The organism is Klebsiella sp. JN_Kp122, assembly GCF_040062085.1.
Lineage (GTDB): Bacteria > Pseudomonadota > Gammaproteobacteria > Enterobacterales > Enterobacteriaceae > Klebsiella > Klebsiella aerogenes.
The window spans coordinates 47,827-62,269 of the sequence record NZ_JBEAHW010000001.1; the positions used below are offsets into that span (position 1 = coordinate 47,827).

General features: G+C 56.5%; 12 protein-coding genes. 4 read left to right on the forward strand and 8 right to left on the reverse strand.

The genetic code is table 11. The features are described from left to right. Positions 1–72: 72 nt before the first annotated feature. The 3 genes from ydfZ to malX form a co-directional block, all read right to left on the reverse strand. Positions 73–276: a putative selenium delivery protein YdfZ gene (ydfZ, locus tag ABLU78_RS00270; RefSeq protein WP_015366838.1), complete on the reverse strand. Its 204-nt coding sequence runs from the start codon at positions 274–276 to the stop codon at positions 73–75. 92 nt (positions 277–368) lie between these two features. After that, on the reverse strand, positions 369–1,553 hold the full coding sequence (locus ABLU78_RS00275) for a MalY/PatB family protein (RefSeq protein WP_348819910.1): 1,185 nt from the start codon (positions 1,551–1,553) through the stop codon (positions 369–371). Between the two features lie 48 nt (positions 1,554–1,601). After that, the gene (gene malX / locus ABLU78_RS00280) at positions 1,602–3,194 is read right to left on the reverse strand and encodes a maltose/glucose-specific PTS transporter subunit IIBC (protein WP_015705244.1); all 1,593 of its coding nucleotides are present in this window, start codon (positions 3,192–3,194) and stop codon (positions 1,602–1,604) included. Positions 3,195–3,367: 173 nt separating this feature from the next. Between malX and ABLU78_RS00285 the strand changes: the two genes are divergently transcribed. Beyond that, a complete protein-coding gene (locus ABLU78_RS00285) occupies positions 3,368–4,396 on the forward strand; it encodes a Mal regulon transcriptional regulator MalI (protein ID WP_015705245.1) in 1,029 nt (342 codons plus the stop codon). A gap of 58 nt (positions 4,397–4,454) precedes the next feature. Here ABLU78_RS00285 and ABLU78_RS00290 read toward each other — a convergent pair whose 3' ends face one another. After that, positions 4,455–5,948: a YdgA family protein gene (locus tag ABLU78_RS00290; RefSeq protein ID WP_048228708.1), complete on the reverse strand. Its 1,494-nt coding sequence runs from the start codon at positions 5,946–5,948 to the stop codon at positions 4,455–4,457. A 97-nt stretch (positions 5,949–6,045) separates the two neighbouring features. Beyond that, a complete protein-coding gene (gene manA, locus ABLU78_RS00295; RefSeq protein ID WP_048228709.1) occupies positions 6,046–7,224 on the reverse strand; it encodes a mannose-6-phosphate isomerase in 1,179 nt (392 codons plus the stop codon). A gap of 196 nt (positions 7,225–7,420) precedes the next feature. On the opposite strand from manA, the gene fumA reads away from it, so the two are divergent. Beyond that, complete coding sequence (gene fumA, locus ABLU78_RS00300) at positions 7,421–9,067, forward strand: class I fumarate hydratase FumA (protein WP_048228710.1); 1,647 nt, start codon at positions 7,421–7,423, stop codon at positions 9,065–9,067. A gap of 144 nt (positions 9,068–9,211) precedes the next feature. Continuing rightward, positions 9,212–10,612, forward strand: a complete 1,401-nt coding sequence (gene fumC / locus ABLU78_RS00305) for a class II fumarate hydratase (protein ID WP_015705251.1) — start codon at positions 9,212–9,214, stop codon at positions 10,610–10,612. Here fumC and tus read toward each other — a convergent pair. Together tus and rstB are read right to left on the reverse strand one after the other, a co-directional pair. Then, positions 10,602–11,534, reverse strand: a complete 933-nt coding sequence (gene tus / locus ABLU78_RS00310) for a DNA replication terminus site-binding protein (RefSeq protein WP_047040878.1) — start codon at positions 11,532–11,534, stop codon at positions 10,602–10,604. The two genes, fumC and tus, sit on opposite strands and share 11 nt — an antisense overlap. Positions 11,535–11,607: 73 nt before the next feature. Continuing rightward, positions 11,608–12,909 (reverse strand): two-component system sensor histidine kinase RstB, encoded by a 1,302-nt coding sequence (gene rstB / locus ABLU78_RS00315; RefSeq protein ID WP_015705253.1) that lies wholly within the window; start codon positions 12,907–12,909, stop codon positions 11,608–11,610. Between the two features lie 190 nt (positions 12,910–13,099). On the opposite strand from rstB, the gene ABLU78_RS00320 reads away from it, so the two are divergent. Next, positions 13,100–13,681, forward strand: coding sequence for a hypothetical protein (locus ABLU78_RS00320; RefSeq protein ID WP_045360709.1), 582 nt, complete (start codon positions 13,100–13,102; stop codon positions 13,679–13,681). A gap of 6 nt (positions 13,682–13,687) precedes the next feature. Here the strand turns inward: ABLU78_RS00320 and rstA are convergent, their stop codons facing one another. Next, the gene (rstA, locus tag ABLU78_RS00325; RefSeq protein WP_015366827.1) at positions 13,688–14,404 is read right to left on the reverse strand and encodes a two-component system response regulator RstA; all 717 of its coding nucleotides are present in this window, start codon (positions 14,402–14,404) and stop codon (positions 13,688–13,690) included. Between the last annotated feature and the right edge of the window lie 39 nt (positions 14,405–14,443).

Genomic DNA, 14,443 nt, shown 5'->3' on the forward strand with positions numbered 1-14,443 from the left:
GATCAAAAGCGGGAAGAATGCCTCATGAAAAAGGCCGCCAGTCAGGGCGGCCTTAAATCAACAACGCCGGAATTAATTAAAGCCCAGGCGAATAAGATTCAATGGGCAATACAATTCATGACTACCGTCTAATTCTACGCAGTTACTGCGGCGCAGCTGTTCGCTGTTTTTATTAGCGCCATGAATGGCCTTAATCACTCCCGTCGCGCCGCTGTCGGCCACCATGACCCGGCTGCCGGCATCAATAGCATTACGGTTACGATCGTAGGTTTTCATCATTTCCTCCTCTGCATTGTCATTCGGACGTGATAGTTCAGCGCTGTTTTAATACTCCTCCGTGGTTAAAAAAGTTTTGAGATATATCAAAATTATTTTAAGTCAGGGCGTAATGACCGCAGAGCGGCAATCAATCCTTGCACCCCTTTCTCAAGCTTCTCCCGCGGGCAGCCGGCATTTAGCCTGATGAAACCATTACCCTCTTCGCCATAGGTATAACCCGGCATAATCGCGACTTTTTGCTCTTCAATTAGCGCGCGTTGCAGCGCACGGTCGTCGACGCCGAGCGGGCGCAGATCGATCCATGCCAGATAGGTGGCCTGCGGCGGCTGCCAGCGTAGCTGCGGGAAGGCCTGATTCAGCTGCCCGGCGATATAGCGCATGTTTTCCTGCAGATAATCGCGTAACGCATCCAGCCAGGGCGCGCCCTGACGATAGGCGGCGATATGCGCGACCAGCGCCGGAACCGAAGGTGATGAGAGACCATCGCGACCTTTCAGCGCTTGCAGATAGCCATCGCGCGAAGCAGTATCGGCGATGAGCCCATAGGCGCCGGTAAATGCCGGGATATTGAAGCTTTTTGAACCCGAGGTGAACAGCGCCCAGGGGCCCTGCGCAACGGCGCACCAGGGGGTATGACGGTGTTCGCCCCAGGTCATATCCATATGAATTTCATCGCTAATAACCCGGACGTTATGCTTCGCGCACAGCTGCGCCATGGTGGTCAGTTCGTCGCGGCTCCAGACTTTGCCCGTCGGGTTATGCGGGCTGCATAGCAGCAAAATGCGGTTGTCGGGACGGGCGAGCGCGGCTTCCAGTTCGTTCATGTCGCAGCGCCACTCACCCTCATCAAGCTTGAGCGCCACCGGGGTAATGCGGCGCTGGTTGCCGTCGATAGTTTTGTAAAACGCGTCGTAAGCCGGGGTATGGACCACGATGCCGTCGCCCGGAATGGACCATTGCCTAATCATTTCGGCCACCATATAGATAACCGACGGGCCGTAAACGATGGCCTCGTGGTCAATGGGGCTATGAAAACGGCTGGCGAACCAGTGGCTGATGGCGCCGAGAAACTCGTCATTTTTCCAGCGGCTATAGCTAAAAACGCCGTGCGCCAGTCGCTGGCTGACGGCGTCGATAATGCAAGGGGCGGTAGCGAAATCCATATCGGAGATAGTGAACGGCAGCAGGTCGGCGGCGCCGAAACGGTCGGCAACATAGTCCCATTGGGTGCACCAGGTCCCGTGGCGGTCAACTGGTGTGGCAAAATCAAACATCTGAACGTCCTTCGCGAGAGCCCCCTCCGGGTGAGAGGGGGCGTATGTTTAGGCCTGAACGGTATTCATCAGGGTGGCCATTTCATCTTTTACCGACTGAACCTGTGGGCCGATGACCACCTGCAGGTTGTGATCGTTAAGCTGGACCACGCCGATTGCGCGGTTGGCTTTTAACGCGGCGGTATCGACTTTGCTCATGTCGTTCACCGACAGGCGCAGGCGGGTAATACAGTTATCGAGCGTGACAATATTATCAGCACCGCCGAGCGCGGCCAGAATCGCCGGCACGTTATAACCTGATTTGCCAATCGTTCCGGCAACCGCTTTTTCGATGTTGGCCGCCGTTTCTATATCGCGGCCCGGCGTTTTCAGATTGAAGCGGGTGATGGCGAAACGGAAGATACCGTAGTACACCGCGAACCAGATGGCAGCGACAACCGGCACCATATACCACTTGGTCGCCAGACCGTGCAGGATGCCAAACACCACGAAGTCGATAATGTTGCCGTCGGTGTTGCCGATGGTGACGCCAAGTACCGCCATGATAGTGAAACCAAGGCCGGTCAGCAGGGCGTGGATGACGTACAGTACCGGCGCGACGAACAAGAACAGGAATTCCAATGGCTCAGTGGTACCGCCGACCACGCAGGCAATGACGCCGGAAATGAGCAGCCCTTTAATTTTATGACGGTTTTCCGGACGAGCGCAGTGGTACATCGCCAGCGCCGCGCCGGGCAGGCCGCCGAGGAAGGCGGGCATTTTACCCTGCGACAGGAAGCGGGTCGCACTTTCAGAGAAGCCGTGCGTCGTCGGGCAACTCAGCTGCGCCTGGAAGATGGTCAGCGCGCCGCTAACGCTGTGGCCGCAAACGTCCATGGTGCCGCCCGCTTCGGTAAAGCGGATCAGCGCCACCAGAATATGATGCAGGCCGAACGGCAGCAGCAGGCGTTCTCCGGTACCGAAGATCATCGGGCCAAAATCGCCGGCGCTATTGATAACGTGGCCCAGTCCGTTGATACCCATCGCGAACACCGGCCACACCAGCGGAATGACCAGCCCGACCAGGCCTAACACCACGGTGGTAACGATCGGCACAAAGCGCGTGCCGCCAAAGAAGGCCAGCGCATCCGGCAGACGGATGTTGTGGAAGCGTTCGTGCAGCATCCAGACGATAATCCCGGCGATCACCGCCCCGAGGATCCCGGTGTCGATCGACTGAATACCGATAATATTCTGGATGTTGTTGGCCTTGAGGATCGCCGCGTCGGTAGTCGGCAGGATGCCTTTCGCCGTCAGCCAGAAGTTGACCGCGAGGTTCATTACCGCGTAGCCGACAAAACCCGCGAAAGCGGCGACGCCTTTGTTTTCACGCGCCAGGCCGAGCGGAATTGCGATACAGAACATGACCGGCAGGAAGCTAAAAGCGAAGGAGCCGACTTTACTCATCCAGACAAAAATCGCCTGCAGCAGCGGCACGTTCAGCCACGGCAGCAGCGTAATCACATCGTGGCTGCTTAACGAGCTGCCGATCCCCAGCATGATCCCGCAAAACGAGAGCAACGCCACGGGCAACATAAAGGTTTTTCCTAACTGCTGGAAAAACTCCCATAAGGTAATTTTTGGTGCTGTTTTCGCCGTCATACACGAATCCTGGTTCTGAAAAGGGTCGATAGGATGTAACGTAGCGGCAAGATAAAACGTTTTACCATTTTTTAGTGCGATAAAAATCACATAATCAAGCGATAATAAGGTTTATAAAGATAACATACTGATAAAACGTTTTATCGAAAGGCAAAGGGAGTCAGCCAGTCGTTATGGCTATCGCAAAAAAGACAACCATCAATGATGTGGCGCTGGCGGCTGGCGTCTCGGTCAGTACGGTATCGCTGGTGCTCAGCGGTAAAGGGCGCATCTCTTCGGCCACCGGCGAGCGCGTCAATCAGGCCATTGAGCAGCTCGGGTTTGTGCGTAATCGCCAGGCGGCGTCGCTACGCGGCGGGCAAAGCGGGGTAATTGGCCTTATCGTTAGCGATCTGTCGAAGCCGTTTTATGCCGAGCTAACCGCCGGGTTGACCGATGCGCTGGAATCACAGGGTAAAATGGTATTTCTCACCCAGGGCGGGCATCGCGGCGAGAAAATGCTCCAGCGCTTCGAAACGCTGGTCTCACAGGGCGTGGACGGGGTGATTATCGCTGGCGCTATCGACAAGGGCGGCGAACTGCGCGATCGTGCCGCCGAAGTGGGGATGCCGCTGGTTTTTGCCTCCCGCGCCAGCTATCTGGACGATATCGACCTGATCCGCCCGGATAACATGCAGGCGGCGCAAATGGTAACGGAACATCTGATTCGCCGCGGTCATCAGCGCATCGCCTGGCTTGGCGGGCAAAGCGCGTCCCTGACCCGCGCCGAACGGGTGGGCGGCTATTGCGCCACATTATTGAAGTACGGCCTGCCGTTTCATAGTGAATGGGTTGTCGAGTGTGGCTCCAGTCAGCAGCAGGCGGCGGAAGCCATGATCGCGCTGCTGCGACAAAACCCGACCATCAGCGCGGTACTTTGCTATAACAGCGTCATCGCCACCGGTGCGTGGTTCGGTCTGCTGCGCGCCGGGCGGCAGAGCGGCGAGGGTAGCGTGGAAAGTTATTTTGAGCAACGCATCGCGCTGGCGGCCTTTGCCGAAGTGCCGGAAGCGGCGCTCGATGATGTCCCCTTGACCTGGGTGACTACCCCCGCGCGTGAGATGGGGAACAGCCTGGCGGAGTGTATTTTACGCCGCCTCGAGGAGGGGCAAGGCAGCGCGCGTAATCAGATTATGCCGCCGCGGCTGGTTATCAGAAAGTAAGGGCCGCCATCGATTAAGGTGATTCCCGGGCTACCTGACCGCAGCCCGGGACGCTTTTTTACTGCTGCGGTTCGGCGGTGGGGAGCGTCAGGCCGAACATGGCGGCGAAATCAGCCAGCGGCATTTTCTGCCCGTTTAGCGTTACCTGGCCGTCGGCGTACTGCAGGCTGGAGGTAATCGCGTTATCTTCCATCGTGGTCAGACGGAACATCTGTCCCATCGCCGCCAGCCCTTTAACCTGCTGATCGGCAAGTTTCGCCGCATCCTCCGGCTGATAGCCTTCCAGCCCGACAATCTGCGTCATCAGAGCGGTGGCCATATCCACCGGGATCACCAGTTTGCCGTCCAGCGATTTAACGCTGCGGTCCAGTTCATCGGCGACGGTCTGCGGCGCAGCGGTCGTTTGCGCCGGGTCCTGCATCAGCACCGACAGATTCAGGGTGCTTTCGCCTTTAGCGTTTTGCCAGCTCAGCGGGGAAATCGTCAGCGACGGATTACCTTTCAACAGAATCGGCAGCGAGCTAAAGAAGATCTCGGTTAACGCCTGCTGATAGAGCTCCGGATTCTGCGCCAGCTCGGGCTTCGCCATCAGCGCCTGCGCCTGGGCGTTATACTGCTGACTGAATTGATGCCACGCCTGACCGTCGAGATTATCCAGCTTAACGGTGAGTTTGCCGCGGCCCATATCCTGGTTTTGCAGTTTCAGGCTGTTAAGGTTGTAATCAAGCTGGCTATTGATACGTTTGCCGTCATCGGAGAGCGTCGAGCGGCCGTCGATATTCATGCCTTCCAGCAGCGCCAGCTCTTTACCTTCAACGCCGATAGCCAGTTTATCAAGGGAAATCTTCTGCTTGCCGATACGTTCTTCGAAGGCGGTCATTTCGGTGGCGCCGTCAGCCTTCAGGTTGCTGAAACTGAGCTGGACTTTCTGGTTGTATTCGTTGACCGCGTTGATCTGCCCGCTGGCCGCTTCGCCGCTCAGGCTGATCGTTTTGCCATCGCGATCGGCATTGAGCTGGAACTGACCGCCGCTAAAGATAACTTTTTCATTGTCTTTAGCGTAATCCAGCGGGTTAAGGAAGATGGCCGACTGGGTATCGCCGCTGTAGGCAATACGGGTGTCGATGTTAAACGGCGACAGCCCTTTGGCGATATCAAACAGCGCTTTGCTGGCATCGTTATTCACCAGAGTGGTGTTGACCGAGGCCATTGCCGGTACCAGGTTAAAAGATTTTAACGAGGCAAGCGGGAAGGGACCATGATCGACCTTTTCGTCAAAAATCAGGCTCTGACCGGCGGCCAACAGGCTGTGCTCTTTACCGGCCTGCGGCTTCACCACCAATTGCAGGTGGCTGCTGAATAACCCGCGCTGGTAGTCCTGATAGCTCAGCTCTACGCCAGCTTCCGGCGCGTTGCTCTGTAGTTGGGCATTCGCCTGCTGCACCATTTCGGCAATACGGTTTTCCAGTTGCTTACCGGTAAACCAGGCCCCGCCTGTCCAGACGACGCCGAGCGCGACGATAACTCCCGCAGCGACCAATGTTTTTTTCATAGCATTTGTCCATAAATGAAACCAGGCGGAACATGCCGCCTGGTGGTGTTGTCATGATGGGGGAAGTCTAGCAACTGCGGATTAAAAGTTCAGTAACTTACTTAAGCTTATTGAACACGCGCGCCAGACGACCGTTGCCGCTGACCTGCACTGGTGATTCGTTGCAGGCGATAAACGCCGATTCACCCGGCTGCAGGGTCAGACGCTGCTCGCCTTTACGCAGCGTTGCTTCGCCTTCCACGCAGAACAGAATCGCGGCGCTCTCTTGCGCCAGAGAGGCTTCATTGCTGGTCAGATCGTGCAACGAGAATGCGAAATCGTCGACCGGAATGGGGAAATCCAGCTCGCTGCCGTGTTGTTCCGGCTGGGTCAGCAACTCAGCGGCCGGTTTGGCGACAAACTTCACGTTTGCCACCAGTTCCGGAATATCGATGTACTTCGGCGTCAGACCGGCGCGCAGTACGTTATCTGAGTTGGCCATCACTTCCAGCGCGACGCCCTGCAGGTAGGCGTGCGGGGTTTCGGCAAACAGGAACATCGCTTCGCCAGGGTTCAGTTTCACCACGTTGAGCAGCAGCGGGGAGAAGAGGCCGCTGTCGTCCGGGTAGAATTCAGCGATCAAACGAATGGTCTGCCACGGTTCGCCCTGTTCGCGGTCGAGGGCTTTTTGCAGCACGCTGAGAGCATGCGCTTTTTCTTCGCCTTTCATATTCAGCAGGCTGGCAAACAGCTGGCTTAAACGCCCGGCGTCCGGCTGTTGGATGAATTCGCCGATGGCAGGATGCGCCCCGGCAACCGGCTGCAGCAGCGCGACAATTTCATTAAATTTGCGGAACGCGTTCATGGCGAGGAACGGCGTCAGAGCGAAGACCAGCTCCGGCTTATGGTTGGGATCTTTATAGTTGCGCTCGGCGGCATCCAGCGGAATACCCGCGGCGTTCTCTTTGGCAAAGCCAATTTCCGATGCGCGTTTATTCGGGTGAACCTGGATGGAGAGCGGCTGGGCGGCGCACAGTACTTTGAACAAGAACGGCAGTTCGCCGAAACGCTCGGCGACGTTAGTGCCGAGAAGGGCATTTTTATCGGCCTCAATGACGTCGCGCAGCGACTGCGGCTGGCCGTCGGCGTTAAGGATCCGCGAACTGCTTTTTGGGTGTGCGCCCATCCACAGTTCCGCCATCGGCAGGTTGTCCGGATTGGCGATACCGTAAAGGTCGGTTAACGCGGTGTGACTTCCCCATGCATAGTTTTGCACTGAGTTAATGAGCTTCTGCATTCTCAATCCCTGTTTCCACATATAAATGTTGGCTCTATTAAACCAACAAATCGTCGAGAAGCAACTGTTGAAAGAAAAAGTCGTCCTTGTCTCAGTTTTTGTTAAAAAATTGTGTAAAATTGATCGACTCGCTTTTCTACAGGCAAATGGAGTGTCTGCCTGAAACATAATCAGCCAAGCAGTAAGTGAGAGTACAATGTCGAACAAACCGTTTGTTTATCAGGATCCTTTTCCGCTTAAAAAGGATGACACCGAGTATTATCTCCTCAGCAGTGATTACGTCTCCGTCGCCGAATTCGCCGGCCAGGAGGTTCTGAAGGTTGAACCCCAGGCGCTAACCTTACTGGCCCAACACGCGTTCCACGATGCCTCCTTTATGCTCCGCCCGGCACATCAGCAGCAGGTTGCGGATATCCTCAACGACCCGGAAGCCAGCGAAAACGACAAATACGTCGCGCTGCAATTCCTGCGTAACTCCGATATCGCCGCTAAAGGCATTCTGCCGACCTGTCAGGATACCGGCACCGCGATCATCATGGGCAAAAAGGGACAGCGCGTATGGACCGGCGGCGGCGATGAAGCCGCGCTGGCGCAGGGCGTGTACAACACCTATATCCAGGACAATCTGCGTTACTCGCAGAACGCGCCGCTGGATATGTATAAAGAGGTTAACACCGGTACCAACCTGCCGGCGCAGATCGATCTTTATGCTACCGATGGCGATGAGTATAAATTCCTCTGTATCGCCAAGGGCGGCGGCTCCGCTAACAAAACGTATCTCTACCAGGAAACGAAAGCGTTAATCACCCCGGCGAAGCTGAAAAACTACCTCGTCGAGAAGATGCGTACCCTCGGCACCGCGGCCTGTCCGCCGTACCATATCGCCTTTGTGATTGGCGGCACCTCGGCGGAAGCGACGCTGAAGACGGTAAAACTGGCCTCGACCAAATACTACGATGGCCTACCGACCGAAGGTAACGAACATGGCCAGGCGTTCCGCGATGTGCAGCTGGAGCAAGAGCTGCTGCTGGAAGCGCAGAACCTCGGCCTCGGCGCGCAGTTTGGCGGGAAATACTTCGCCCACGATATCCGCGTAGTCCGCCTGCCGCGTCATGGGGCGTCTTGTCCGGTGGGGATGGGGGTCTCCTGTTCCGCCGACCGTAACATTAAAGCCAAAATTAACCGTCAGGGGATCTGGCTGGAAAAACTGGAGAGCAACCCAGGCAAATATATCCCTGAGCACCTGCGTCAGGCCGGTGAAGGCGAAGCGGTGAAGGTGAACCTCAATCAGCCGATGAGCGAGATTCTGGCGCTGCTGTCGCAGTATCCGGTGTCGACTCGTCTGTCGCTGAGCGGCACGATCATCGTAGCCCGCGATATTGCCCATGCCAAGCTGAAAGAGCTTATCGATAACGACGAAGCGCTGCCGCAGTATGTCAAAGATCATCCGATCTACTACGCCGGCCCGGCGAAGACGCCGGATGGTTACGCCTCCGGTTCTCTGGGGCCGACGACCGCTGGCCGCATGGACTCGTATGTCGATCTGCTGCAATCGCACGGGGCGAGTAAAATCATGCTGGCTAAGGGTAACCGTAGCCAGCAGGTGACCGATGCCTGCCATAAACACGGCGGTTTCTATCTCGGTAGTATCGGCGGCCCGGCGGCGGTTCTCGCGCAACAGAGTATCCGCAGCCTTGAGTGCGTGGCTTATCCGGAGCTGGGAATGGAAGCTATCTGGAAAATCGAAGTGGAAGATTTCCCGGCCTTTATCCTCGTTGATGATAAAGGTAACGACTTCTTCCAGCAGATCCAGACGTCGCAGTGCTCACGCTGCGTGAAGTAAACGAGACCGCCCTTCGGGGCGGTTTTTGTTTGGGCCGCTTAGCGGCACGAACGACCAAAACAACTAATAAATCTGGTTAATACTTAATCCTTTAAGCAGGTGAGCTTTGTCGCTATGACGCACTTTGAATCCAAGGAGAAAGTAATGACAACGCATCGCAGTGAAAAAGACTCGATGGGCGCAATCGACGTCCCGGCCGATAAACTTTGGGGCGCGCAGACCCAGCGCTCGCTTGAGCATTTCCGTATCTCAACGGAGAAAATGCCTGATGAATTGATCTACGCGCTGGCGCTGACCAAGCGAGCGGCGGCGAAGGTTAACCAGGACCTGGGCTTGCTGGCGGCGGACAAAGCGGACGCTATCATCGCCGCCGCAGATGAAGTTCTCGCCGGCAAGCATGCGCAGGAGTTTCCGTTAGCTATCTGGCAAACCGGCTCCGGTACCCAAAGCAACATGAATATGAACGAAGTGCTGGCAAACCGTGCGAGCGAGTTGCTTGGCGGCGAGCGCGGCATGGCGCGCAAAATTCATCCCAATGATGACGTCAATAAAAGCCAGAGCTCGAATGATGTTTTTCCAACAGCCATGCACGTCGCGGCGCTAATCGCGCTGCGCGAAAAGCTGATCCCGCAGCTACAGGCGCTGCGCGCCACGCTACAGGAAAAGTCGCTGGCCTTCGGTGACATCGTTAAAATTGGCCGCACGCACCTACAGGACGCTACGCCGCTGACGTTAGGGCAGGAGATCTCCGGTTGGGTCGCGATGCTGGAACATAATCTCCGCCATATTGAACACAGCCAGCCGCATCTCGCTGAGCTGGCGCTGGGCGGTACGGCGGTTGGCACCGGCTTGAATACGCACCCGGAATATGCGGTGCGGGTGGCGGCGGAACTGGCGTCGCTTAGCGGACTGCCGTTCGTCACCGCGCCAAACAAATTTGAAGCGCTGGCCACCGTGGATGCGCTGGTTCATGCCCACGGCGCGCTGAAGGGGCTGGCGGCTTCGCTAATGAAAATCGCCAATGATGTGCGCTGGCTGGCCTCCGGCCCGCGCTGCGGCATCGGTGAGATCGCCATTCCGGAGAACGAACCGGGATCCTCCATTATGCCCGGCAAGGTCAACCCGACGCAGTGCGAAGCGTTGACCATGCTGTGCTGCCAGGTGATGGGTAACGACGTGGCGGTGAATATCGGCGGCGCGTCAGGGAATTTTGAGCTCAACGTCTATCGGCCAATGGTCATCCACAACTTCCTGCAATCGGTACGCCTGCTGGCGGATGGCATGGAGAGCTTTAATGAGCACTGCGCGGTGGGTATTGAGCCGAACCGCGAGCGAATCAACCAGTTGCTGAATGAGTCGCTGATGCTGGTGACCGCGCTCAATACCCATATCGGCTACGATAAGGCAGCGGAGATCGCCAAAAAAGCGCACCATGAAGGGCTGACGCTGAAAGCCGCCGCGCTGTCGCTTGGTTACCTGACGGAAGCCGAATTCGACAGCTGGGTGCGCCCGCAGGATATGGTAGGCAGCCTGGCTACTCGCTAGCCAGCCACAGATGCAGGCGCGGAATCAGCAATCTCAACGACTGCGCCTGCGGTTTGTGGCGATACTGCACGTTATCGGCATCGTAGTTCAATAGCTCGCCGAGGTCCGGCACGCTCACCCCGTGTGTGCCTGAGATGAGCGCAATCAGCGGGCCGGGACAGGCGTACTGCACCTGCTTCTGCTCGCCGGCATACCACACTCTGGCTATCGGCTGTACCTTGACCGGGCGTTTAATTTTCAATTTTGCCCGCTGCGGCAGGGCGGCGATATCCTGGAATTCCCGTTCCAGCTTGCTTTGCCACTGTTCGCGGGTCCAGGGCGGCACCGCGCGCGGCGATTGCAGACTCTTCTCTAACTGCATTAATACTTCATCGCGGGTCAGATTTTTAATCACATGCTTATTGGCCCAGCCGAAGCGGATGGTGCTGGGATCGCGCAGCGGCGTCAGCGTACGATAGGCGCTGAGGGTAATCAGGCCCGGCAGGTGGCGGTGAACCCATTCGAAACGCGCGGCGGCCGGCAATCCGGAATCGACGGTGACTATTTTCTCAAATGCCGCTTTCAGCGCGTTAATAGCGCTGATTTTCTCCAGTAGCTCCGCCTGCTGTTGCGTATCAACCGCCAGGCAAATCGCCCCAGGCAGGCGTACCGCCGCCTTGCTGCTGCGGTTTTCCGACTGCTGCTGAATAAACAGATGGCTGTAGTGCCTGAGCGCCATCTCCAGCGCGTCTTGCCCAACGTGCTGCGTGACCTGAATGGTATCCAGCGGCGCGTGCTCCGCCTCTTTGCTTACCGCCGGCAATTCGAAAACCCGCGCCGCCAGCAGGCGACAGCGGCTCAGCGACGCTTTGAAGGTTTGTAGTTCGCGCTCAAGCTCACGAAAGGTGTCATTTAAGCGCGCAACGAGGTCGTAGCTTGCCATGATTACCGCCTTAGTTACAACATACTGTTTGAATATAAACTATACGCAGGCCGTAACGCCTGCGCAAGTTCGGCTAAGCAGAAGTAAAAGCGGGAAGCTGGTGGTAAATAGGCCAGCTGAAAATGAACGCCGCGCCGCCGAGCGAGCTTTCGTCGCAGCGGACTTCACCGGCCATTGCCTGGGCAATACTGTGTACGATAGCCAGCCCCAGGCCGCAGCCGCCGGTGGCGCGATCGCGGCTGGGATCGAGACGGACAAACGGCTCGAATACCCGTTCGCGTTCCTCAAGGGCGATACCCGGGCCATCATCTTCCACGCGCAGCGTCGCCCGTGAACCGGCCAGCGACAGGCTGATATGAATATGTTGATGGCTGTAGCGCAGAGCATTATTGACCAGATTATCCAGCACGCGCTCCATTAAACGCATATCCAGCGCACCGTAGTCGCCCGCCGTAAGCTGGCGCAACGCGACTTCACGCTGCGGATTGACCAGCTGAATATCTTCGACGTGCGCGCGGATCCAGGCCGGGAAATCCGGGGTGGTCAGGTTGAGTTCGTTCTGCGGGCGATCGAGGCGCGCGTAGGTGAGCAGTTCTTCAATCAGCGCTTCCAGTTGCCCGATATCGCGATTGAGAGCCTGCGACTCCGCCTCGGTCAGATTTTCGCTCATCTCCAGGCGATAGCGCAGGCGCACCAGCGGCGTGCGCAATTCATGGGCGATACCGTCAATAAGCTGTTTTTTACTGGCTATCAGGGCGTTGATATTATCGGCCATCTGGTTAAAGGCTACGCCGAGTCGCTCGAAGCTCGACATGCTATCGAAATGAATGCGCTCGCTAAAATGGCCTTCGCCGAAGCGCTGTGCGGCGGTTTCGATTCGCAACATATCCTGCCAGTGCGGACGCATCCAGATAAACACCGGGAACGCCAGTGAAATAGCGATAAACGCCATCAGTGCGACGTCCAGCAGGCGCATCTCATGCAAAAAATAGAGATAGGGCACCGGGCCGACTGACAATACGTAATGGCTGCGCGGGATGCGTTGAATAAAGGTGTACTGATCGTCCAGCGCCACGATATCGCCCGCGCGCAGGTGCTGCATCGAGCTTTCCGAGAGCTTGAATTTGCTTAACGGTTCAATGTGCAGATCGAAAGAGAGGTTGAGGTCCAGCTCTTTCAGCGTGTTGCTCCAGTCGCGCGGCGGGATCTCGCGCAGTTCGCTGCGCATCAGATACAGCGAGCTTTTCATCAGATCGTCCAGCGACTGGCGTCCGGCGCGCTCGGCGGTGAATTTATACACCAGGCCGACCAGCATGGTCATGACCAGGAAGCAGACGAACAGCAAAAGGTAAAACTGCACAAACAGTTTTTTCATTAATCATCACCGGTCATTAACTGGGTTATCTCGCAACAAAAGATTCTACAGGAGAAGGATCCCGCTCGGCAAAGTTCTCACCGACGCGCCAGGCCGAATGACCGAGAGCCATTTTAAGCCGACTGCCCGTCCTGTCACGTGCCAGCCTCTCTGTTAATTTAAGCGCCCCTTAAATGACGGAGAGCGCCAGATGACTAAGCCTGTGTATTTACATACTGATAATAATGTTGAGATTTTAAAAACCTTCGATATGGTTCTGAGCCATATGCAGGCGATCGCTGACCCTTATCAGTGGAAGTGGGTGATTACCGGCTGGCACAGCATCCTGCAGAACGCGATGGTGTTGGCGCTGTGTCAGGGCAATGACTTTCTGGTCTACCTGGCCGACGGTAAAGCGTCGACTCGAGATATTTACCAGCAAATCGGTAACGACGATTTTTCCAACATCGACAAGTTGCAACTGCCGTCTTTCATGGCGCTATACCGTGCGACGAGGAAGAGCAGCGGATTCACACCCAGCGAAGTCTGTACGGTGGCGATGGACAAGCTTCACCAGCTGCGTAATGATTTCATCCACTATCATCCGCGAGGTTGGAGTCTACAGGTCGATGGTTTACCGCAGTGGATTCTGGCGAGCGGTGAATTACTGGATCATTTCCTTGCCAGCGGTGAGGTCGTACGCTGGTATGACGAAAACGATGAAAAGGCATTCAGAGAGAAATACGCTGAATTTCAAGACCGACTACACGGCGTGATATCGGTCTATTCCTGACGCCGATTAATTATCCCAGGCGTGCGGGGCGAACAGATAACCTTTGTTGCGCACCGTCTTGATACGGTAGGGCTCGTTGGCGTTGTCGAGCAGCTTTTTACGCAGGCGTGAAATCGCGACATCGACGCTGCGATCCATGCCGTCGTAGCTGACGCCGCGGAGATTTTTCAACAGCGCATCGCGATCCATAATCTGCCCGGCATGGGTCGCCAGCTCCCACAGCAGGTCAAAATCGGCGGTGGACAAAGCAACGTTGTCGCCGCCGAGCAATACCTGACGGTTAACCGGGTCGATCGACAGCGAACCGAAAACAATGGCTTTATGCGGCGTCAGGGTTGCGGGAGCGGGCATCGACGGCGAAGCCACGTGCTGGCGCAGATGCAAACGTAAGCGGGCCAGCAGCACCGCAGGCGGGGTGGTTTTGAGGATATAATCACTGGCGCCCATCTCCAGCGACAGAATATGGTTCATATCGCTATCGAGCGAGGTCAGCAACACGATCGGACCCTGCCACTGGCTGCGCAGGTCGCGGCACAGCGTCATCCCGTCTTTGCCAGGCAGCATGATATCGAGCAGTACCAGATCGGGTTGTTCACGAGCAATAACCTCTTCGGCCCGGTCGCCGCGCGGCTCAACAACCACGTCCATATCATGCTTTCCCAGATAGGCGGCGATAAGCGCGCCAACTTCGGGCTCATCCTCAACAAAAACGATCTTATTCATATCTTACGCGTATAAATTAAAAAGCTAACATACACCGCC